This is a genomic window from Paeniglutamicibacter antarcticus (assembly GCF_039544305.1).
In the GTDB taxonomy this organism is placed as follows: domain Bacteria; phylum Actinomycetota; class Actinomycetes; order Actinomycetales; family Micrococcaceae; genus Paeniglutamicibacter; species Paeniglutamicibacter antarcticus_C.
The window spans coordinates 1-19,642 of sequence record NZ_BAABLK010000005.1 but is presented as its reverse complement, the minus strand read 5'-3'; the positions used below and the strand labels follow the sequence as shown (position 1 = coordinate 19,642).

The window sequence follows — 19,642 nt, the reverse complement described above, 5'->3', positions numbered from 1 at the left end:
AAGTCAGGGACGAGCAGGGACTCCTTGGAACTGATTAGCGAACTGCGTGGCACCGATCGCCACGGCGTCGGCACCCAGCTCGCTGCGCAAGACCACAATTCGATTCCCGGAGATTGGGGGGCAGGCGCGTAATGCCCTTTGCATTGCCGGATGCAAAAGATCCCAAGCACTGGCAACTCCGCCGCCGATGACTATCGCGGAAATATCCAGGATGCCCGAGATCATGAGAGCCGCCTTGGCCAATCCGGCTCCGGCGCGTTCGTAGAGTTCCACGGCGATTTCGTCGCCCTCGCGAGCAAGCTGTGCCACTTCCTTGGCGCTGCATGGACTGCCGGTTTTCTGGGTGTAGAGAGAGGAAATGGATCGTCCGGCAGCAATCGTCTCCAAATGCCCGGTGCGTCCGCACGTGCAAAGGCGTTTGCCGAAACCGGGAACATGGCCAATCTCGGCCGCCGCGCCGTGCTCACCGGTATGCAGGACCGAGTTGAGCACCAACCCGCCACCGACCCCGGTTCCCAAGGTGATTCCGAAGAAGTTCTCCACGCCCCGTCCTGCTCCGAAACGTTGTTCCCCCAACACGAATGCAGCAACGTCGTTTCCGACGTTAACGGGCATGTCCAATGCTTCACTAAGCTTTTGGCCCAGGGCGTATCCTTCCCAACCAGTGAAGGAGTCGCTGGCGGCAAGGACCACACCGTCGGCATCGATGATGCCGGCGGCACCGACACCTGCGATGCGCGGATCAACACCTGCCTGTTCGCTCGCCCGGGAGGCCACTTGGAGGCAGGCCGCCACCATGGCGTCTCCGCCGTGCCCGGCAGGGGTATCAGTCGAAGCACGGCCCGTAACGGTTCCACTGCTGTCCAATACGATGGCGGAAATCCCTGTTCCGCCGATATCGATTCCAAGTCTCGGGTACACCGTTAGGATTCCTTGCTGGATGCCAGCAGGGCGAAGCGGGCTTCGCGGCGCTGTTTTTGCATAATGGGATTCGGGGAAGGAACCGACGCCAACAGTTGTCGGGTGTAGGAAGCCCCGGGGTGTTGGAGCACGGTGCTGGTTTGCCCGCTCTCAATCACGTTTCCATGCTGCATCACCGTTACGCGTTGGGACACCGAATGGACAACAGCCAGATCATGGCTAATGAACAGGCAACCGAAACCATGTTCCCGTTGCAGCTCCAGCAGCAGGGTAAGGACTTCATCTTGCACGGAAACGTCCAATGCGCTGGTTGGTTCATCGGCGATCAACAGTTCGGGCGCCAGCGCCAATGCACGGGCCAAACCAATGCGCTGACGCTGGCCGCCGGAAAGCTCATGCGGGTATCGCTGGGCGTTGGTCGCGGGAAGTCGTACGGCTTCCAGCAGTTCGGCGACCCGGGAATCGCGTACCGCCCGGCTGGGCCGCTTGCCGTTGATTCCGTGCATCACCAACGGTTCGGAAATAGAATCGCCCACGGTCATCCGGGGATCGAGCGAGCCACCCGGATCCTGGAAGATGATGCCGATACGTGAGCGCAATGCGCGGATTTCACGGGTCGATGTCTTGAGTACGTCTCCACCAAACAAGGAGATGGACCCGCCGGTGACAGGCACCAGTCCCAGCGGGGCTCGACCCAGGGTCGACTTGCCCGAGCCAGATTCGCCGACAAGCCCGACGATCTCGCCGCGATTGATCAGCAGGTCTGCATTGTTGACGGCGCGCAATTTGCGGCCTCCACCGGAGTAGTCGACGCAGATGCCCCGCATGTCCAACACCGGGTCAACAACGGGTACCTCATTGGCCTCGGCCAGGTTAAGCTGCGCTCGCTCCTCGGCGATAACGGCATCCCACTTAGCCTCGGGCAGCGTGGGGACCGCGGCCAGGAGCGTCTGGGTATAGGTCTCCTTCGGAGCAGTCAGAACCTGGACCGTTGTGCCGGTTTCCACGATCCGGCCGGCATTCATGACGGCCACCCGGTCCGATAGGTCGGCAACGACACCCATGTTGTGCGTGATCAGCAACAACGCCGTGTTGGTTTCCTTGACGAGGGTACGGAGCAGTTCAAGGATTTCGGCCTGGACGGTGACATCCAAAGCAGTGGTCGGCTCATCGGCGATGATCAGCTTCGGTTCGCACGCCAAGGCAATGGCGATGACCACGCGTTGGCGCTGTCCACCGGACATCTGGTGGGGGAAGCTCTTGGCCTTTACCGCAGCGTCCGGGATCCCGACCCGTTCCAAAAGCGCCACCGCGCGCTTGTGCGCCTCGGCCTTGGATACACCGCGGTGGTTCAGGATTGCCTCGGCAACCTGCTTTCCCACCTTCATGGACGGGTTCAACGCGGTCATTGGCTCCTGGAAGACCATGGAAACCACGTTGCCCCTGGTGGCGTTCATCTCTGTCTCGGTTGCCTTCAACACGTCCATGCCATCGACATCGACGGTGCCGGAGGTCCGGGAAGTGGTGGGCAACAGCCCCATGGCAGCCAGGGAGGTGATTGTTTTTCCGCTTCCGGACTCGCCCACGATGGCCAGGACCTCACCCGGGGCGACGCTGAAGGAGACACCACGCACGGCATGGACTATTCCGTTTTTGGTGATGAAGTCGACTACGAGGTTCTCGACGTTGAGCGCAGAAACCCGTAGTGGGGTCGGGGTGGTGCTGATCATGACTGGCCTCGTACATCAAACATGTCGCGCAGGCCGTCACCAATGAAATTGAAGGCGCTGACGATCAAAACAATGGCTATGCCCGCTGGGAAAATGAGCCACCAGGCTCCGGAATACACCGACGAAATTCCATCGGTGAGCATGGCTCCCCAGTCGGTGGCCGGCGGTTGGAGCCCCATGCCCAGAAAACTCACGTAGGCAACGAGCAAGATGGCATCGGCGACCTGGAATGTCGCGTTGACCACGACCGTGCCAATGGTGTTCGGGATGATGTGCCGCAAGATGGCCCGGGAGTTGCTGCCACCGGTGGCCTTGATCGCCAGTACATAGTCTCGGCTCTTCAGCGACAGTGCTTCGGCACGGGTCAGGCGGGCGGGAACCAGCCAAGACACGGCGCCGATGATCAGCACCATCATCCATACGCTTGGACGGACAATGGCGGAGATGACCAGCAGCAGGAAAATGCCCGGGATGGCGATCCCTGCATCCACGATGCGCATCATGGTGGCATCGACCCAGCCGCCGAGGTATCCGGCGACCGAGCCCCACAAGGTCCCCAGTAGGGTGGCGAGCACTCCGGCGGCAAGACCCACCAGTATGGAAGTGCGGCCCGCAATCATCAGGCGGCCGAGTACGTCATAGCCCAGGCCATCGGTACCCAGCGGGTGGCCGGATTCGCCGGGCTTGAGGTCGGCCTGCATCAGGTTGGTGGAGATCTGCTCCGTTTGGTAGACCAGTGGTCCGATGAAGCTGAAGATCATCAGGGCAACAACGATAATGACACCGATGATTGCAAGTTTGTTGGAGAAGAACTGGCCTACTGCGCGGGCAGTGGGGGATTTTGGGGCCGTTTGGCGGCTCAGGACTGCGGTACTCACTTAACACCTCTACGGGCGCGGGGATCGAGAATGAACTGGACGATGTCGGCAAGCAGTGAGCCGATCACGGTAGCGACGGAAATGACCAGGACGCAACCCAGGAGGACCGGGAAGTCGGTTGTCTGGGCGGCATTCCAGAAGAGCAGGCCCATTCCCGGGTAGTTGAAGAGCTGTTCCACGACGAGTGCTCCACCGAACATGACCGGCAGGTAGTAACCGAGCATGGTGACCACCGGGGTCAGGGAGTTGCGCAAAACGTGGCGGGAGATGACCTTGTTCATCGGCGTACCTTTGGCGCGCGCGGTTCGAACGTAGTCCTCGTGCAGGTTATCGATTGTTGACGAGCGCATGTATCGGGAGAAGGTGGCCACGCCGGCCAGTCCGCTGGTCAGCACCGGAAGGATCATTTCCTTGGGTTGGGAAAGGATCTCCGCCACGGTGTTGCCCTGCGGGGCGCTGGCTGGAAGCCATCCCAGCAACTGGGTGAAAAACATGATCAACAACAGGCCAAGGAAGAAGCTCGGTGTCGAATATACGATGAAGTTCAGGGCCGTCATCACGTAGTCGAACGCCTTGTTGCGGCGCAACGCCTGGGCCATGCCCAAGGGCACGGACACCAGTAATGCGCCGCCGACCGCTGCAAGCGCCAGGATCAAGGTCTTGGGCAGGCGTTGGACGATGATTGAGGAAACGTCGGTGTTCATGACGAATGAACGTCCAAGATCGCCGCGCAACCACTGGCCCACGTAATTGAAATACTGTTGGATCAGGGGCAGATCGAAGCCTTGTTCGTGGTTGAACGCGGTAATCTGCGCCTCGGTGGCCTGCTGGCCCAGGATACCGCGGGCAGGACCGCCGGGCAGGGCCTGGAGCAGCAGGAACACTACGACTGAGACGATCGCGATGACGACCGCCGCCTGCACAAGTCTCTTGGCCATGAACCAAATGAACAGCCGAATCCCTGTGCTATCGCGAATGGCGGTGGTGGTGGTCGACATCGACGATTCTCCTTTCTTGGCGAGCTAGAAAGCTCGAATTACTTGTTCCAACCCCAGCGCTGGGGGAAGAAATTGGCGGTTGGGTCCTGTGTGGTGCCGGTCATGCCGTCACGGATGACCGATACCTGGTAGACCGGGTTCGGCAGCCACATCACCGGAAGCTGCTCCGCCAACAGTGCGGAGTACTCCTGCATGGTCTTCGGGTCGTTGGTGGTCAACGCGTCGTCCATGAGTTTGTCGGCCTCCTTGTTGGAGTAGTTGCCGAAGTTCACCGAGGCATCGGTGGCGAAGATCCGCTCACCCGTGGGGTAGGCCGGGAAGTACCATGAGCCGGCGGCCCCGAAGTAGGAGAACTCCCACTTGCAATCGGCGGAGTCGGACTCGCACGGAGCGGTGCGGTTCAGCACGGTGTTCAACGGTGCCCGGTCGAAGGTGACAGCCACGCCGGCATCGCGGAATGAAGACTGGATTGCGGCGAATTGCTTGTCAGCCTCGTCTGAGCCGGACTGGACCATCATGGTCAGGTCCATCTTGGTTCCGGCCTCAACGCCCTCGCCGCACTGGTCATCGGCGGTTCCCGCATCCTCGCAGGCGAGGATGCCATCGGAGCCGGCTTTCCAGCCATGGTCTGCAAAGAGCGACTTGGACTTCTCGATATCGAAGGGATACGGGTTGTTCTTCTGGGTCTCGGACAGGTACGGCGACGGGATGTCCTGGGGGACCGGGCCGTAGACCGGATTTGCTCCGTCCTTCCAAACGACCTTGGAGATGGTGGGCTGGTCGATTGCCGACTGCAGGGCTTGGCGGACGTAGAGCTGCTTAAAGGTGCTGCCCATCTTCGGGTTGTTGAAGTTGTACGGCATGTAGGTCACCGCCCAACCTTCCCAAGGATCAATCTGGTAGTTGTTGGACTCGAACTGGGACTTCTGGTCCATCAACGAGGTCGGGATGTAGCCGTAGTCGATGCCCTTGGAGCGCAGCAGGTTCACCTCGGCGTCGGCCGAGGTGAACGGCAGCAGGTTCACCGTGGATACGTGAGCGGCGTCCATCCCGTCGTACTTCTCATTCTTCTCGAGGGAGACCTTGCCCGAGTTGTCGAAAGCGCCAAGTGTGAAGGGCCCGGAGACAACCTGCCACAGCGGGCTCGTGGCGTAGGACGCCATATCTTCGGAGGACTTGACCAGGTAGGCGAAGATTTTCTTGGCACCGGCGTCGGTTCGGTCTTCGTCCCCGGTCTTCGCCGCATCGCTGGTTTTTGCCCAGGCGTGGTGCGGAAGGGGCTTGATGGATGTGAGCTGGGTGGAAGACATCCAGTCCTGGTTGTAGACCTTGTCGAAGGTCAACGTGAAGGTCTTCTCATCGGTGTAGTCGATGTTGGTGATGTTGTCCGGAAGACGTCCTTCCTTGTACCCGCCCCAGGCGTCCTTGTTTGCCTTGATGAGATTGAACCAGAATTCAACGTCACGGGTGGTGATGGGCTCTCCGTCGGACCAATGCATGTCGCGCATGTGGAACGTCACTGACTTGCCGTCAGCCGCGTAGTCCATCTTGTCGGCAAGACCGGTCTCCAGGTCCAGCTTCATTTCGCCCTTGGAGCCGTCGAAGGTCATCATCGGTGACCATAGTGACTGGGCGATCGAGGAGTTGTGGGTGGCCATTTTGCCGGCAATGCCGATGGGCAGGATCCAGTTCGGTGTGGCGTTCGGGGGCAGTGCGTAGTTCACTGCTTCGGTGTCTACGCCTGCGGGAACGGCGGCGGCGCTGCCGGGAGCACCTGGCTCGTTGGCGGTACCGCCACCGGCGCAACCGGTGAGCAGCAATGCGAAAGCGGTCATGCCAGCGGCAAGCCCGACCTTCAAACGTTGGCGATCGTTGGACATTGGGTGATCTCTCCTGAAGCTAGAGGTGTGGGTGACGAAAGGTAAAGTCCGAAAACAGTTGGTTCGACATCGAACGAAGTATCTTCTATGGTGAATGAACTATGTGTAATACAGATCAAAAGTGACGTGCTTCGCATCTCGAACATGTAACGATTCGTATCGCGGGTCGGAAAGCAAGCAATTGACACGTCATGGTCGGAGGTATGAAATTCAAAGGAATATGCCAATGAGTACCGGGAATCTAGCGGTAGGACTGCTGCGCCGCATAGCAGCGCAGTCCGTTACCCGCTCTGCCCTCGCCAAGGAGATGGGCCTGGCCCCATCAACAATCTCGGCGAAGATCAATGACCTTATGGCTGCGGGACTCGTCGAGGAACGCGGAGCAGCGCCTTCCCGCGGAGGGCGCCCCGGCCGACTGTTGTCGATTACCTATCGCACGGGCCGTGTCGCCGTGATTTCCATGGGCGCCAAGCATGCCAACGTGGCGCTCGCCGACCTGGCGCGCACGATCCACATCGACTCGTCCATCGCCATCGACGTCGCGCAGGGTCCCGAAGCCACAGTGGAGCTTATTGCCGCTGAGGTCCGTTCCCTCTTGGCTCGCGAGGGGGGCGAACTCCTCTCGGTGGGTATCTGCATTCCCGGACCGGTGGACATAGAGCGACGCGTAGTCATTGCGCCATCGCGGATGCCGGGCTGGCACAACCAAGATGTGGGCGCACTCTTGGAGGCGGCACTGGGCGTCCCCGCCATCACTGACAATGACGCGAACCTCGCAGCACTAGGTGAATACCTTTCCCGCTCGGACGCCGCAGCCAACTCGATCACGGTATTGGCAGGAACCGGCATCGGCACGGGCATCATCGTCGACGGCGAACTTTACCGCGGGTCCACCTATGCCTCCGGTGACATCACGCATACCAAGGTGGAAGCTGCCGCAGAGCGCATGTGTTCCTGTGGCAACCGCGGATGCCTGGAAACCATCGCCTCGGGTGCTGCCATCGTGGGCGACCTGGCCACGAGCGGCATCACGGCCCAGGACATCATCGAAGTCCTGGCGATGGTTCGCGACGGGGACCCCGCGGCAAATGGCGTGGTGCGGGAGGCTGGGCGGCAGCTGGGCCTGGCCCTGAGCACCGTCGTCAACTTTTTCAACCCCGGGGACGTATACCTCACCGGTGCGCTCTCGGGCGCAAGCGTGTACGTGGCAGCGGTCCGTTCCCAGCTCTACGAGCGATGCCTGCCGCTGGTCACCGCCGGCCTGCGCGTGGAAGCAGCGCAGGCCGGAAACGATGCAGGACTGCTGGGAGCCGCCGAGCTGGCAATCCTCCACCTACTGAACCAGCCATCGCTGCCGGCGCGTTTCTCCGATTCAGGCAACTGACCCGAAAACCTCTTCAACCATTTTTCCCCCTCAAGAACAAGGAGCCCCAACCCCTCATGCGCGAAGCACCCTTCCGTCCCCGTATCGGCACAGGCGGCATGTCCATCGAAGCCTCCAACTTTTCCCCGCACCGCTCGGGCTTCGAGGCCTTCAACTTCACCAAGGACGCGGTGCTCCTCTCGCGCTACACGGTCCTTGACCCCGAACATGCAAACCACGACCCGGCGGTGGCCGACGGCGCCGAGTGGGTGCCGTTGGTGCATGCCCGATCATTGCCCGGGGGCATGGTTGAACCTGCGGTCTACGATGCGTTGAAGTCCGAGCTGATCGAGATGATCCACGCACAGGGACCTTTCGACGGATTCTTCCTGGATATCCACGGGGCGATGACCGTGGTGGGGCGCCGGGACGCGGAGGCGGACCTGGCCGGCGCGGTGCGTGTCGCTCTGGATCAGGAGAGCGCCAAGGCCGGCACGCCACGCACATTGGTCTCCGCCACCATGGACCTGCACGGAAACGTCTCTGCCGAGTTGGTGGAGAACTGTGATCTGATCACCTGCTACCGGATGGCCCCGCACGAGGACGAGCAGGAAACCAAGACCCGCGCCATGGCCAACCTGCTCACCCGCCTCGTGGAGGGGACCGGGGCCCCGGCCAAGGCCTACGTGCGTATCCCGGTGTTGCTTCCCGGTGAGAAGACCTCCACCCGGCTGGAGCCGGCCAAGGGGATCTACGACGCGATTCTGCCCATCGAGGCTTCGGCAGGCATCGTTGACGCGTCCATCTGGGTCGGCTACGCCTGGGCCGACGAACCACGCTGCTATGCCTCCGTGGTGGTCACCGGCGATGACGCAGCCCTCGCCGCAACCAAGGCCACCGAGCTGGCCACCAGTTACTGGGATGCCCGCGCGGACTTCGCCTTCGTCGCTCCGGCCGCGGACCTGGACACCTGTGTGGACGCTGCCCTGGCCCCGGACGCCAAACGTCCCTACGTGCTCTCGGACTCGGGTGACAATCCAACGGCCGGGGGCTCGGGCGATGTCACCTGGACGCTGGACCGGCTTCTCAACGATCCGCGCTTTGGCCACGGCGGGCCACGCACGGTTGTCGCCTCGGTCTTCGATTCCGACGCGGTGGCGGCATGCTTTGCCGCCGGGCAGGGATCCCGGATCGTGGTTTCGGCAGGAGCGCGGGTGGATCATGTGCATTCAGGGCCGGCGGTGATCGACGGCACGGTGGCGCAACTGACCCAGGGCGATGGGACATCCGGCCGCGTCGCTGTCGTGCGTGTCGGTTCGCTCGAGGCCATCATCACCGAACGCCGCAAGCCCTACCACCAGATCTCCGACTTCGCCGCCGCAGGTCTGGATGTCACCAATGCCGATATAGTCGTGGTGAAGATCGGATACCTGGAACCCGAGCTCTTTGGGCTTGCCGCTGACTGGATGCTGATGCTCACCCCGGGCGGTGTGGACCAGGACCTGATTCGCCTGGGCCACAAGAACATCGATCGACCGATGTTCCCGTTCGACACAGACATGCCGACCCCGGACCTCCGGGCAACGGTGTTCCCCGCCAAGAAAGCATAGGCCCCGCACCATGACCAAGCTCGAAATCGCCGTGCAGGACGCTGCAGGCGCCCGGATCGCCAAGGAAAACGGGGCCGATCGCATCGAACTGTGCAGCGCACTGGGCATGGGCGGGTTGACGCCGACCCTGGCAACCACCGAACAGGTCGTGGCGGTCGGGATCGGCGTGCACGTGCTGGTCCGCCCGCGTGGTGGCGGCTACATCTACTCGCCAGAGGAAGTCGATCTCATGGTCGTCGAGATCACCCAAGCAGCCCGGGCAGGGGTGGCCGGAATCGTCATCGGCGCACTGACCGAAAACGACGAAGCCCTGGATATCCCGGTGCTGCTGACCCTGGCGGCCGCGGCGCACGCGGTGGACGCGGGGATCGAAGTGACCGTGCACCGCTGCGTGGACGTGCTGTTGGAAAAAGGCATGGCGATCAAGGAACTCATCGAACAATTGCGTTCGGCCGGAGCCCACCGCGTCCTGACTTCCGGCGGTGCCCCGGCATCGGGCGCCGGCATCGAGGCCTTGCGCCGAATGCATGCGGCTTCCTCGGGCAACCCGCAAATCCAGGCAGGCGGCGGGGTGAAGCTCGGGGACATCGCGGGATTGGCCGGCCTTGACGGGGTCCACCTTTCGGCACGCACCCGCACGGTGCACGGCGCCTCGGGTCCCGGCGGAGGGGAATCGGGCTTCGATGCCACCAGCGCCGAGCTGGTCGCAGCTGCTGCCGTGGCCCTGGAATCCGCCGGAGAGCAGGAAGCGCACCCGGACACAATCCCCGGGTGAGTGTCCAGCGGGTCACGCATTGGCTAACATGTTCAGGGAGTGACCCCTTGTCCGGAGCCGCAATGCACGGACCAAGCACGTCACGCCCAGCAAGAACTCCAGAAGGGGCCCAAGCCAGCATGCTCAATGATGAGACCATCACCCGGATCGCCGATGAACTCGTGCAGGCGGGGCACGACCGTGTCCCGGTCAAGCGCCTGACCGCCCGATATCCCCAGATGACCGTCGAGGACTCCTACAAGGTCCAGAACCTCTGGCGCCAACGCTCCGAGGCCAACGGCCGCCTGCTGGCCGGACGCAAGATCGGGCTGACCTCCCGCGCCATGCAAATGGCCACGGGAATCACCGAACCGGACTACGGGATCATCTTCGATGACATGGTCCTAGAATCCGGATGCAGCGTCGAATGGGATAAATACACCCACCCGCGCGTCGAGATGGAGCTTGCGTTCAAGCTCAACAAGGACGTCGAAGGCCCGGGCGCGAACATCTTCGACGTGCTCAACGCCACCGAGTACGTGATCCCCGCCCTGGAGATCCTTGACTCGCGCATCGAGATGGAGGGCCGGACCATCGTGGACACGATCTCCGACAACGCGGCCATGGGTGCCATGGTCATTGGCGGGAACCCGATGAAGCCATCGGAGATCGACCTGCGCTGGGTCGCCGGGATCCTGTACAAGAACCAGGTCGTGGAGGAAACCGGCGTCGCCGCCGGCGTCTTGAACCACCCGGCCGCCGGCGTGCACTGGCTGGCCAACAAGATTGCCCCGCACGGGGACAAGCTCAATGCCGGGGAGATCATCTTGGCAGGCTCCTTCACCCGCCCGATGTGGGTAGCCAAGGGAGACACCGTTTTTGCCGACTACGGACGAATGGGGACCGTGACATGCCTTTTCTCATAGAGCCAGACCCGTCCTTCAAGGACGCACTTGACCACGCGGACCACGCGCTCGCCGGCATCTGGGTATGTTCCGGATCCCCTCTTGTTGCCGAGATCTGCGCCGGAGCGGGATTCGACTGGATCTTCATCGATGCGGAGCACTCGCCCAACGGACTCGAATCCATCTTGGTGCAGCTGCAGTCGGTGCGCGGCTACCCTGTGATCCCGGTGGTCCGCCCGCCGGTGAACGACACCGTGGTCATCAAGCAGTACCTCGACCTCGGTGTGCAGTCGCTGATCATCCCGATGGTCAACAACGCAGCCGACGCCCGCGCGGCCGTTGCCGCGTGCCACTACCCGCCATTGGGCGTGCGTGGCGTCGGTTCCGCCCTGGCCCGCTCGGCGCGCTGGAACCGCGTCCCCGACTACCTCACGCGTGCCGGGGAGACCTTGACCCTGATGGTGCAGATCGAATCGGCCGAGGCCGTTTCCAACGTCGAGGAGATCGTGGGCACCGAAGGTGTCGACGGCATCTTCATCGGTCCCTCGGACATGGCCGCCTCCATGGGCGTGATCGGGCAGCAGAACCACCCCGACGTCGTCGCCGCCGTGGAGAAGGCCATTGCCGCCGGACGTGCCGCGGGAAAATACGTCGGGGTCAATGCCTTCTCCGAGGATGCAGCCAAGCGCTACATCGAACTCGGTGCCCATTACGTGGGAGTCGGTGCCGATGTCTCGCTGCTGGCCCGCGGCTCCGAGGCACTTGCCGCTAAGTTCCTCCCCACCGCCACCAATCCGGTGGGCACCCCCGACAGCTACTAGGCCAGCACTCAGGAGGGCCAACGGGGGGCGCCCGTTAGGGATAAGCTCGGTTGAATGGAGCTTCCCCTCATTGCGCTCGTGCTTGGCATGGTTGTCCTTGGTGCCATCGCGCAGCGCGTTGCGGGGCTCGGCTTCGCGATGCTCATCTCCCCGTTCCTGGTGATCGCCCTCGGCGCGCACCAGGGCGTGTTCTTGGTGAACATCTGCGGTGTGGTGTCCTCTGCGATCATCATGCCGCGGGTCTGGAAAGACATCGACTGGTCGATGTTCCGCTGGCTGGCCGCCTTCAGCGTCTTTGGCTCCGTCGCCGGGGCGCTGCTGGCCGGTTCGCTGCCCCAGGCCCCGCTGTCCATCATCGTCGGCGCCGTGGTGCTTGCCGCATTGCTGCTCTCGTTGATCCTGGTGCGGGCCGACGTCACGCTCAGCGGGCAGTTCCCCAAGGGCAGTGCCGGCTTCCTTTCCGGGCTGACCAACGCCCTAGCCGGGGTAGGCGGGCCTGCGGTCAGCGCGTACGCGGTGCTTGCAAGGTGGCAGCAACGACCCTTCGCCGCCACCTTGCAGCCCTTCTTCGTGGTCACCGGCGTCGTCACTGTGGCGATGAAGTTCATTACCACCCCCGACCAAGTGCCACCGCTGCCGCTGTGGGCCTGGATCGCGGTGGCGGTGTTCATCTGGGCAGGGGTGCTCATCGGTGAGCAGGTCCAACGCGTGGTCACCGACAGGCACGCACGTTTCTTCGTGCTCTGCTTTGCCTTCTTCGGGGCGATCACCGCCTTGGTTTCCGGGCTGCGCGCACTGTGAGCACTGGTGCGTGAAAACGCGTCAATCAGCGTCGCGGCGGCGCATCGATGGCACCATGGGAACCAATGAGTGAGAAGAAAAAACAGCCGCCCGCAGCTGCGGCATTGCACGCGGCACGCCAGCGGCTGAGTACCGGCTGGCCCATGCCGTTGTTCCTGCAAGGGGCCTTCGAGTTCCTCCAGGCTGCCCTGTTTTCGGCGTTTTTGGTGGTCATCCCCTGGTTTGCAGTCTGGTTCAGTGGCGGCTTTGCCGAACGAAGCATCGAATCGGTGCTCAAGATGGGCGGACAGGTCTGGTTGCTGATCCACGCCGTCCCGTTGCGCCTGCTGCAAGTGGGCACCGGTGCGGACCCGTCGGCGGGCACCGGCGTGCTTAACGTCATCCCGCTGGGATTAACCCTGATCCCGTTCTTCCTGTGCTGGCGGGCCGGACGGCGCATCGCCCGGGCCTCCTACACCGACCAGCTGTGGCAGGGAATCCTCGGGGCGCTGGGCGTCTACCTGCTCTGCGGGCTGTTCACCGGGTTCCTGGTGGGCAACGAGGAAGTCTCCGTCTCGCTGTTGGCCGCCACCTTGATCCCGGCGATCCCCGCCGGTGCCGGCGTGGTCATCGGGGCCCGCCGCGAGGCCGGCTCCTGGGGCCGGCTGATCGGTTTTGACGCCGCCGCATGGATCTCCAAGGCCTCCCAGCACTCTCGCTGGGCCGGTTCCTACGTGTGGGCGGTGCTGTGCGGGGGGACCCTGGCCTACACGCTGGTCTTCGGCCTGGCCTCTGCACTGCTCTCGATCAACCTTGCTGTGCACTGGGTCGATATATCCAACGTCTACCAGCAGCTGCGCCCCGGGCCCGTCGGATCTTCGGTGCTGACCCTGGCCCAGCTGGGCATCATGCCCAACCTGGTGCTCTGGACGCTGGCGTGGATTACCGGCGGCGGATTCACCCTGGGGGTCGGCAGCACGCTGTCCACCCTTCAAACCACCGTCGGCCCGCTTCCGGCGGTGCCGGTGTTCGCCGCGCTGCCCTCCGGGGAGCTGGCTTACGCTTGGGCGTTCATGGCGCTGCCGGTGCTCGCCGGGTTCCTGGCCGGCTGGTACTTCCTTCGGGTGGGGGAGAACCACCTCGATGACTGGGTCTCCAAGCGTGTCACGACCCGCTGGCTCTCCCTTGGCCTCTCGACCGTGGCCCTGGGCGTGTTCGTTGGGATAGTCGCCGGGGCGCTGTCGCTGATCGGTTCCTGGCTCTCGGGCGGATCGCTGGGCATCGGTAGGTTCACCGAGATGGGGCCGGAGGTGCTGATGACGGCGCTGCTGCTGGCCGCGGAGGTCGCCGTCGGAACGGCCATCGGCTACCTGGTCTCCCCGCTGCTGGAGCACGACCCGGTGCTTGACCGCTAGGAACCCCCGACACCCAGATCGTGGTGCAGGTGGTGTGCCGCGTCGTGCCAGGCGTACTGGGCCAACGTGGTGGTGGTGAACACCGCCCCGTTGGACCGTGTGCCCATCCTCGGCAACTGCTCATCGCGCAAGGCCTCCAGCGCGTCGGCAAAGCCGGCTGCGGAATCATTGAGCATCGCGGCGACCTCTTGTCCAGGCATCGCGACGTAGTCGTTCTGCGCCGCGGCGGCATCCTGGTCCCAGTCCTCGAAGACCGGGGCCGTCCTGGCCAGCATCAGTGCCAGGCGGTCATTCATCACCGTGTACATCTCCGCCACGTGCGCGCAATACTCGTGGGCGCTCCACACCGTGGATTCGGGGCGGGAACGTGCACCGGGGGCGGTGAGCACGCGCGAAAAGTGCGTCGCGGACTCGCGCACCAGCACCGCGATCTGTCCCGGGCTCAACGCGCGGACATCAATGCCGCATTCATCGCACGTGGTTTCCAACACCACTGTCCAGTCCTTGGTGTCCGGGGTTGGGTTCTCACTCATGGCAGGTTCCTCGATTCGCGTGGGTCCAGCTGGTTCTTGAAGTCTTGGGTGCAGGCGGCGAGCGAACGCAGAGTCAAGGCATCGGCTCGGCATTGCTGGTATTCAAGAGAGGGCCCGTAGAAGGCCAGCTGCCCCGCCAGCGGCAGCACAAAAAGCCCGCAGGCAAGGGTTGCCAGCGGGGCGCCGAAGCGCAGCATGCCCGCGCCGGGGTTCCTGAAGGCCATCACCGAGGTCAGTGTCCCGGTGATGAAACCGGCAACCGCGAAGGGCAGACCGGCAAACTTCCAAGGCAGGGGCAGGAACCAGAACGTAAAGGCGCCGGCCATCGCCGCGATGGTCACTGCCACCGGGCGAAGGAGGGGACGTGCGGGATTAGGTGGAGCACTTCTGGTGTTGCTGCCCATGTCTTCCACATTAGACCCGAAAACCCCGTCGTTGAATGCCTCCGGTTCACGCCGGGTGCGACTTGCGTACGATAATGATTGCTCGAGGCTGCACGCCGCAGCGTCGCCGGCACCCATGCCCCCATGTATTAAAGGAGTGATGGTTCGATGCAGGGAACATACAAGGCACGACGCCACGTTGCGGGCGCACGCCTTTGTGCGGTGCTGGCCGCTGCGCTGATGCTCGTTTCCTGTAGCGCCGGATCCACCATCGGCGGCGGCCAGGACGAGGACAAGCTGGTTGTCGCGTTGACCGGCGAACCGGTGAACCTGGACTTCACCACCACCGCCGGGGCCGCGATCCCGCAGGCGATGATGTCCAACGTGTACCAGGGCCTGGTGGCCCTGGACCAGACCGGGTCCATCCGTCCCTTGCTGGCCACAAGCTGGGAAACCGGCAACGACAACAAGTCCTACACCTTCACCCTCGTCGAGGGCGCCACTTTCTCCAACGGGGCTCCCTTCGACGCCGACGACGTGAAGTTCTCCATCGAACGGGTGAAGTCCGACGCCTGGCTCAACGGGCTGAAGTCCAAGATGGACGTCGTCGATGACGTGGTTGTTAATTCGCCGACCTCGGTCACGGTGAACCTCGCGCGGCCCTCCCAGGCCTGGCTGTATTCTATGACCACGCTCGTCGGGGCGATGTTCGATGAATCCGGGATCGAGGACCTTGCCAACAATCCGGTGGGAACCGGCCCCTACGCGCTGGCGGGCTGGGCACGCGGGGAATCGATTTCGCTCACCGCGCGGGATAACTACTGGGGGGCGGCCCCCGGTATCCCGGAGGTGACCCTGCGCTACTTCTCCGACGCGTTCGCCACCACCAACGCCCTGTCCTCCGGCGACGTCGATGTCATCTACAACATGCAGGCCCCCGAGCTGCTCTCCTCCTTCGAGGCCAACCCGGACTACCAAGTCATCGAGGGCACCTCCAACGGCGAAGTCATCCTCTCAATGAACAACAAGGCCAAGCCCTTCAACGACAAGCGCGTGCGTCAGGCAGTGCTCCACGCCATCGACAACAAGGCCGTGCGCGACACCGCGTGGAACGGACTGGGAACGCTGGTCGGCGGACCCGTGCCGCCCACCGACCCATACTACGAGGACCTGACCGAGATCTATCCCTTCGACCCCGCCAAGGCCAAGGCATTGCTGAAGGAAGCGGGCGCCGAAGACTTGAAGATCACCTTCACCGTTCCGACCCGTCCATACGCCACCGCGGTCTCCAAGATTGTCCAGTCGCAGCTGCGCGATGTGGGCATCAATGCGAAGATCCGCAGCGCCGAGTTCCCGGCCGTGTGGCTGGATACCGTCTTCAAGCGGCACGACTACCAACTCTCTGTGGTGCTGGCCGTCGAGGCCCGCGACGTGCTGACCATGTTCGACGACCCGAACTACTACATCGGCTACGACAACACGAAGATCAAGGCCGAGGCCGCCGCCGCGGACGCCGCAGACGAGGCGAACTACGTTGCGGGCATGAAGTCCGTGGTGCGCACCATCGTGGATGACGCAGCCGTTGACACGCTGTTCATCTTCCCGAACATCTCCGTGGCCAAGGCCGGCATCAGCGGCCTGGACGCCAACTCTCTCACCGAGGCCCTGTCCCTGGCGCCCCTTGCCTGGTCCTAGGAACGTGTAGCTGCACCTGCTTGCGCGCATCACCGGCAACCTTGCTCGCTTCGTTCTCTCCATCATCGCCGCCGGGGAAAACGCGACCGACGAGGTCGTCAACTCGCTGGACCGCCAATTTGGCACCGACAGGCCCGTGGTGATCCAGTACTGGGACTGGTTCTCCAGGCTCTGGCCCGGGGACTTCGGGGTTTCCTGCCTCTCGCGCACGGACATCTGCGCGCTGGTGGCCGACGAGGTGCAGGTTTCGCTGATCCTGGTCACCCTGGTCACCCTGGTCACCCTGGTCACCCTGGCCATCGCCGTCCCCGCCGCGAGCCAGCTGGGCGTCGTGGTTCCCGGGTTCCCGCTGGGCATCGTGCTGGTCTCCTTCTTCGCCTTGCGCCCGGGTTGGCTGCCGGCCAACGGCTGGGTCTCCCCCGGGGGGAGGACTTCAGTGCCTTCGTTTCGCGCCTGGTGCTATCCGTGGTGGCCCTGGCCGGGGTGCCGTCAGCGATCCTGGCGTGCTACGTGCGCTCCGCAGGGGCCAAGGAGCCGCTCTCCGCGTTGAATCCGCTGGTGAGGGTAGGTGCGCATGTCACAGAGGTGATGGAAGTCCACAGCACGGTGCCGGGGCGCGCCGCGGCGAAGAAGCGCGTCATGATCGCGATGGCCTTGGCGAATGACCCGCAGCTGCTGTTGTGCGCCGAACCCACCACCGCACTGGATGTCACGGTGCAGTCCAAGGTTCTCGAGCTGATCTCCGCCCAGGTGAGCGAACGCGGCACCGGATTTTTGTTCATCACCCACGGACTGACCGTGGTGGTGAACATGTGCACCCGGGTACTGGTGCTGGACAAGGGCCCCCTGGGGGAATCCGGGGACATCGATCGGCTCATCACCGATCCGGATTATCCCTATGCAAGGGCGCTTCTTGCCGCCAGCAACCTCACGGCGACCGATGGGCAGGGCCGCTTGTTCATGGTGGACACCGCAGCAGGCTATGTTCGCGCCGGGTTGCGTCCCGAACCCGCGCCCGCCGCCCCCGCATCCGAGGCCGCACCAGTTGCGCGGCGCTCCGGGGAGCCGCTGATCACTGCCACCTCGCTGGGCCGAACCTACCAACGCGCCCGGTGATCAACGCGCTCATCGATGTGGACTTCAGCGTCTTGGCAGGGGAGCCGGTGGGAATCGTGGGGGAGTCCGGGTCGGGCAAGTCCGCGCTGCTGCGGATCCTGGCCGGGCTCGACCAGCCGAGCACTGGCGACGCCGTCGTTGCCGGCTCCCCGATCGCCGGGGCCAAGGCGGCGGACCTGGTTTCCCTGCGCAGGGACCTGCAGATCGTTTTCCAGGACCCGATGGGTTCTCTGGATCCGAGGATGAAGATCGCCGACATCGGCGACGATATCGTCGCCGAACTCATGCCGGTGCCGAGCCCAGGCATGGGTGCGCGCGAACGCGCCGCGGCGGTGGAGGCGATGCTCTCCCTGGTGGGCATGGAAGCGGACTCAGCCGGGCGCTATCCGCACCAGTTCTCCGGCGGGCAGCGCCAACGCGTCTCGATCCCATGGGCCTTGGTGAACCGTCCGAGCATCCTGCTCGCGGACGAGCCGCTCTCGGCACTGGATGTCTCGGTGCGCGCGCGGGTGTTGAACCTGCTTGCGGAGAAGGTCCGGGAGTACTCGTTGACGCTGCTGATGGTGTCCCGCGACTTTTCGGTGGTGCGCCATCCCTGCGACCGGGTCATCGTGGTGAGAGATGAGCGCATCGTCGAGTCCGGAGACACCAAACAGGTCTACAACCATCCCGCGCATCCCTGATACTGCCGAACTCATTGCCAGTTCGCTGGACCTGGCCCGGCAGCGCGCCTCCAACCAGTAGAGCCCCCGGCCGTGCCGGGAGCGCGACCGGGGCCAGATACGCTCTAAACTTGAACCCATGCGCATCGTAGTTCTTGTCTCCGGCACCGGGTCCAACCTCCAGTCAGTCATCGACGCCGTGGCCGAGGGGTCGCTCATGAACGTTGACATCGCGGCGGTTGGAGCAGACAAGCACGGCACCTTCGGCATCGAGCGTTCCTCCGCCGCCGGCATCGAGGCCTTCGTGGTGAACTTCAAGGATTTCGGCGAACGCTCCGACTGGAACCACGCTTTGACCGAAAAATGCCTTTCCTACAAGCCCGACTTCGTGGTGTCCTCGGGATTCATGCGGATCGTCGGTGAGGAATTCATCAACGCGTTCGACGGCACCTACATCAATACCCATCCGGCGCTGCTTCCCTCCTTCCCCGGGGCGCACGGGGTCCGTGACGCGATGGCCTACGGAGTCAAGGTCACCGGCTGCACCGTCCACATCGCCGATGCCGGTGTGGACACCGGGCCTATCCTGCGCCAGGAAGCAGTGGCCATCGAGGACGATGACACCGAGGAAACGCTGCATGAGCGCATCAAGGTCGTTGAACGCCGCCTGCTTATTGACACCCTCGCCGACCTCGCGGCCAAGCAGCAGCGACTTTTCTAGGAAAGAATCCCTCTTCGTTGGTTGGGTGGTTTTTGCTTCACCTGCACTCCAACAACCGTCGGCGACAGCCCGTGTGCGCACTCCTGTGTCAAGGTGTCTAGGGCGGCATGTGGATAACCACAACCAATATCTGACATGGCCATACAGTACGAACAAGCATAATTTCCGCTCTTCAATTCGACGGTGCCGAAGAGTAGAATGGAGATATGTTCGATGAACACATCAATCAACCCCACTTAGGTGAAGATTCCGACGAAGAGGTCGGATCCGCAGCCGGCACGCCGCCTCCGGACCCGCGGTGGCCGGTGGCCGGGGCCAACCACGCGGAAGACCTCGCCTTCCTCGTATTTGTCCGCGACGGACTCGCCGCCCTGGACATGAGCGGCACCGCCAAGGAACACCACGAGAAGATCGCGTTGACCGAGGAAATCAAGGGCGCCGCCAGTGGCGCCCAAGTCATGTCCGCAACCATGCTCG

Annotated in this window: 20 protein-coding genes; 13 read left to right on the top strand and 7 right to left on the bottom strand. The window is 63.4% G+C overall.

Annotated elements, in window-relative coordinates; translation table 11 throughout:
• Positions 1-3: 3 nt before the first annotated feature.
• The 5 genes from ABEA12_RS01015 to ABEA12_RS00995 are packed head-to-tail and all read right to left on the bottom strand — an operon-like array spanning position 4 to position 6,407.
• Entirely contained in the window at positions 4-921 is a 918-nt protein-coding gene (locus ABEA12_RS01015; RefSeq protein WP_210101807.1) for an ROK family protein, read from the bottom strand.
• 2 nt (positions 922-923) lie between these two features.
• Positions 924-2,651 (bottom strand): ABC transporter ATP-binding protein, encoded by a 1,728-nt coding sequence (locus ABEA12_RS01010; protein ID WP_210101806.1) that lies wholly within the window; start codon positions 2,649-2,651, stop codon positions 924-926.
• The gene (locus tag ABEA12_RS01005; protein WP_210101805.1) at positions 2,648-3,529 is read right to left on the bottom strand and encodes an ABC transporter permease; all 882 of its coding nucleotides are present in this window, start codon (positions 3,527-3,529) and stop codon (positions 2,648-2,650) included. The genes ABEA12_RS01010 and ABEA12_RS01005 overlap by 4 nt, the downstream gene beginning before the upstream one ends.
• A complete protein-coding gene (locus ABEA12_RS01000) occupies positions 3,526-4,527 on the bottom strand; it encodes an ABC transporter permease (protein ID WP_210101804.1) in 1,002 nt (333 codons plus the stop codon). The genes ABEA12_RS01005 and ABEA12_RS01000 overlap by 4 nt, the downstream gene beginning before the upstream one ends.
• Positions 4,528-4,565: 38 nt before the next feature.
• A complete protein-coding gene (locus ABEA12_RS00995) occupies positions 4,566-6,407 on the bottom strand; it encodes a peptide ABC transporter substrate-binding protein (RefSeq protein ID WP_210101803.1) in 1,842 nt (613 codons plus the stop codon).
• Positions 6,408-6,633: 226 nt separating this feature from the next.
• Between ABEA12_RS00995 and ABEA12_RS00990 the strand changes: the two genes are divergently transcribed.
• The 7 genes from ABEA12_RS00990 to ABEA12_RS00960 all read left to right on the top strand — a co-directional run bounded on the left by ABEA12_RS00990 (position 6,634) and on the right by ABEA12_RS00960 (position 14,055).
• Entirely contained in the window at positions 6,634-7,791 is a 1,158-nt protein-coding gene (locus ABEA12_RS00990) for an ROK family transcriptional regulator (RefSeq protein ID WP_210101802.1), read from the top strand.
• A gap of 56 nt (positions 7,792-7,847) precedes the next feature.
• Positions 7,848-9,380, top strand: coding sequence for a M81 family metallopeptidase (locus ABEA12_RS00985; protein WP_210101801.1), 1,533 nt, complete (start codon positions 7,848-7,850; stop codon positions 9,378-9,380).
• A 10-nt stretch (positions 9,381-9,390) separates the two neighbouring features.
• A complete protein-coding gene (locus tag ABEA12_RS00980) occupies positions 9,391-10,155 on the top strand; it encodes a copper homeostasis protein CutC (protein ID WP_210101800.1) in 765 nt (254 codons plus the stop codon).
• A 119-nt stretch (positions 10,156-10,274) separates the two neighbouring features.
• Positions 10,275-11,060 carry a 2-oxo-hept-4-ene-1,7-dioate hydratase gene (gene hpaH, locus ABEA12_RS00975; protein WP_210101799.1) on the top strand — a complete coding sequence of 262 codons (786 nt, stop codon included), beginning with the start codon at positions 10,275-10,277 and terminating at the stop codon, positions 11,058-11,060.
• Positions 11,045-11,860 (top strand): aldolase/citrate lyase family protein, encoded by an 816-nt coding sequence (locus ABEA12_RS00970; RefSeq protein WP_210101798.1) that lies wholly within the window; start codon positions 11,045-11,047, stop codon positions 11,858-11,860. Before hpaH ends, ABEA12_RS00970 begins: the two co-directional genes overlap by 16 nt.
• 54 nt (positions 11,861-11,914) lie before the next feature.
• Positions 11,915-12,661, top strand: coding sequence for a TSUP family transporter (locus tag ABEA12_RS00965; RefSeq protein ID WP_210101797.1), 747 nt, complete (start codon positions 11,915-11,917; stop codon positions 12,659-12,661).
• A 65-nt stretch (positions 12,662-12,726) separates the two neighbouring features.
• Positions 12,727-14,055 carry a cell division protein PerM gene (locus ABEA12_RS00960; protein ID WP_210101796.1) on the top strand — a complete coding sequence of 443 codons (1,329 nt, stop codon included), beginning with the start codon at positions 12,727-12,729 and terminating at the stop codon, positions 14,053-14,055.
• On the opposite strand, the gene ABEA12_RS00955 is transcribed toward ABEA12_RS00960, so the two are convergent.
• Together ABEA12_RS00955 and ABEA12_RS00950 are read right to left on the bottom strand one after the other, a co-directional pair.
• Positions 14,052-14,588 (bottom strand): DinB family protein, encoded by a 537-nt coding sequence (locus ABEA12_RS00955; protein ID WP_210101795.1) that lies wholly within the window; start codon positions 14,586-14,588, stop codon positions 14,052-14,054. The two genes, ABEA12_RS00960 and ABEA12_RS00955, sit on opposite strands and share 4 nt — an antisense overlap.
• Positions 14,585-14,992, bottom strand: coding sequence for a hypothetical protein (locus tag ABEA12_RS00950; protein WP_210101794.1), 408 nt, complete (start codon positions 14,990-14,992; stop codon positions 14,585-14,587). The genes ABEA12_RS00955 and ABEA12_RS00950 overlap by 4 nt, the downstream gene beginning before the upstream one ends.
• A gap of 147 nt (positions 14,993-15,139) precedes the next feature.
• Between ABEA12_RS00950 and ABEA12_RS00945 the strand changes: the two genes are divergently transcribed.
• The 6 genes from ABEA12_RS00945 to ABEA12_RS00920 form a co-directional block, all read left to right on the top strand.
• Complete coding sequence (locus tag ABEA12_RS00945) at positions 15,140-16,666, top strand: ABC transporter substrate-binding protein (protein WP_210101793.1); 1,527 nt, start codon at positions 15,140-15,142, stop codon at positions 16,664-16,666.
• A gap of 136 nt (positions 16,667-16,802) precedes the next feature.
• Complete coding sequence (locus ABEA12_RS00940; RefSeq protein WP_210101792.1) at positions 16,803-17,216, top strand: ABC transporter permease family protein; 414 nt, start codon at positions 16,803-16,805, stop codon at positions 17,214-17,216.
• Positions 17,132-17,782 (top strand): ABC transporter ATP-binding protein, encoded by a 651-nt coding sequence (locus ABEA12_RS00935; protein ID WP_210101791.1) that lies wholly within the window; start codon positions 17,132-17,134, stop codon positions 17,780-17,782. The genes ABEA12_RS00940 and ABEA12_RS00935 overlap by 85 nt, the downstream gene beginning before the upstream one ends.
• Positions 17,779-18,465 (top strand): ATP-binding cassette domain-containing protein, encoded by a 687-nt coding sequence (locus ABEA12_RS00930; RefSeq protein WP_345465842.1) that lies wholly within the window; start codon positions 17,779-17,781, stop codon positions 18,463-18,465. The genes ABEA12_RS00935 and ABEA12_RS00930 overlap by 4 nt, the downstream gene beginning before the upstream one ends.
• A gap of 118 nt (positions 18,466-18,583) precedes the next feature.
• Complete coding sequence (gene purN / locus ABEA12_RS00925) at positions 18,584-19,165, top strand: phosphoribosylglycinamide formyltransferase (protein ID WP_210101790.1); 582 nt, start codon at positions 18,584-18,586, stop codon at positions 19,163-19,165.
• A 206-nt stretch (positions 19,166-19,371) separates the two neighbouring features.
• Positions 19,372-19,642: hypothetical protein (locus tag ABEA12_RS00920; protein WP_345465836.1), on the top strand; the 271-nt coding region annotated here is incomplete at its 3' end.

Excerpts from the sequence above, each read along its gene's own strand:
- ABEA12_RS01010 (WP_210101806.1), bottom strand. The coding sequence starts at position 2,651 with ATGATCAGCACCACCCCGACCCCACTACGGGTTTCTGCGCTCAACGTC.
- ABEA12_RS01000 (WP_210101804.1), bottom strand. The coding sequence starts at position 4,527 with ATGTCGACCACCACCACCGCCATTCGCGATAGCACAGGGATTCGGCTG.
- ABEA12_RS00995 (WP_210101803.1), bottom strand. The coding sequence starts at position 6,407 with ATGTCCAACGATCGCCAACGTTTGAAGGTCGGGCTTGCCGCTGGCATG.
- ABEA12_RS00990 (WP_210101802.1), top strand. The coding sequence starts at position 6,634 with ATGAGTACCGGGAATCTAGCGGTAGGACTGCTGCGCCGCATAGCAGCG.
- ABEA12_RS00985 (WP_210101801.1), top strand. The coding sequence starts at position 7,848 with ATGCGCGAAGCACCCTTCCGTCCCCGTATCGGCACAGGCGGCATGTCC.
- ABEA12_RS00980 (WP_210101800.1), top strand. The coding sequence starts at position 9,391 with ATGACCAAGCTCGAAATCGCCGTGCAGGACGCTGCAGGCGCCCGGATC.
- hpaH (WP_210101799.1), top strand. The coding sequence starts at position 10,275 with ATGCTCAATGATGAGACCATCACCCGGATCGCCGATGAACTCGTGCAG.
- ABEA12_RS00970 (WP_210101798.1), top strand. The coding sequence starts at position 11,045 with ATGCCTTTTCTCATAGAGCCAGACCCGTCCTTCAAGGACGCACTTGAC.
- ABEA12_RS00965 (WP_210101797.1), top strand. The coding sequence starts at position 11,915 with ATGGAGCTTCCCCTCATTGCGCTCGTGCTTGGCATGGTTGTCCTTGGT.
- ABEA12_RS00960 (WP_210101796.1), top strand. The coding sequence starts at position 12,727 with ATGAGTGAGAAGAAAAAACAGCCGCCCGCAGCTGCGGCATTGCACGCG.
- ABEA12_RS00955 (WP_210101795.1), bottom strand. The coding sequence starts at position 14,588 with ATGAGTGAGAACCCAACCCCGGACACCAAGGACTGGACAGTGGTGTTG.
- ABEA12_RS00950 (WP_210101794.1), bottom strand. The coding sequence starts at position 14,992 with ATGGGCAGCAACACCAGAAGTGCTCCACCTAATCCCGCACGTCCCCTC.
- ABEA12_RS00945 (WP_210101793.1), top strand. The coding sequence starts at position 15,140 with ATGCAGGGAACATACAAGGCACGACGCCACGTTGCGGGCGCACGCCTT.
- purN (WP_210101790.1), top strand. The coding sequence starts at position 18,584 with ATGCGCATCGTAGTTCTTGTCTCCGGCACCGGGTCCAACCTCCAGTCA.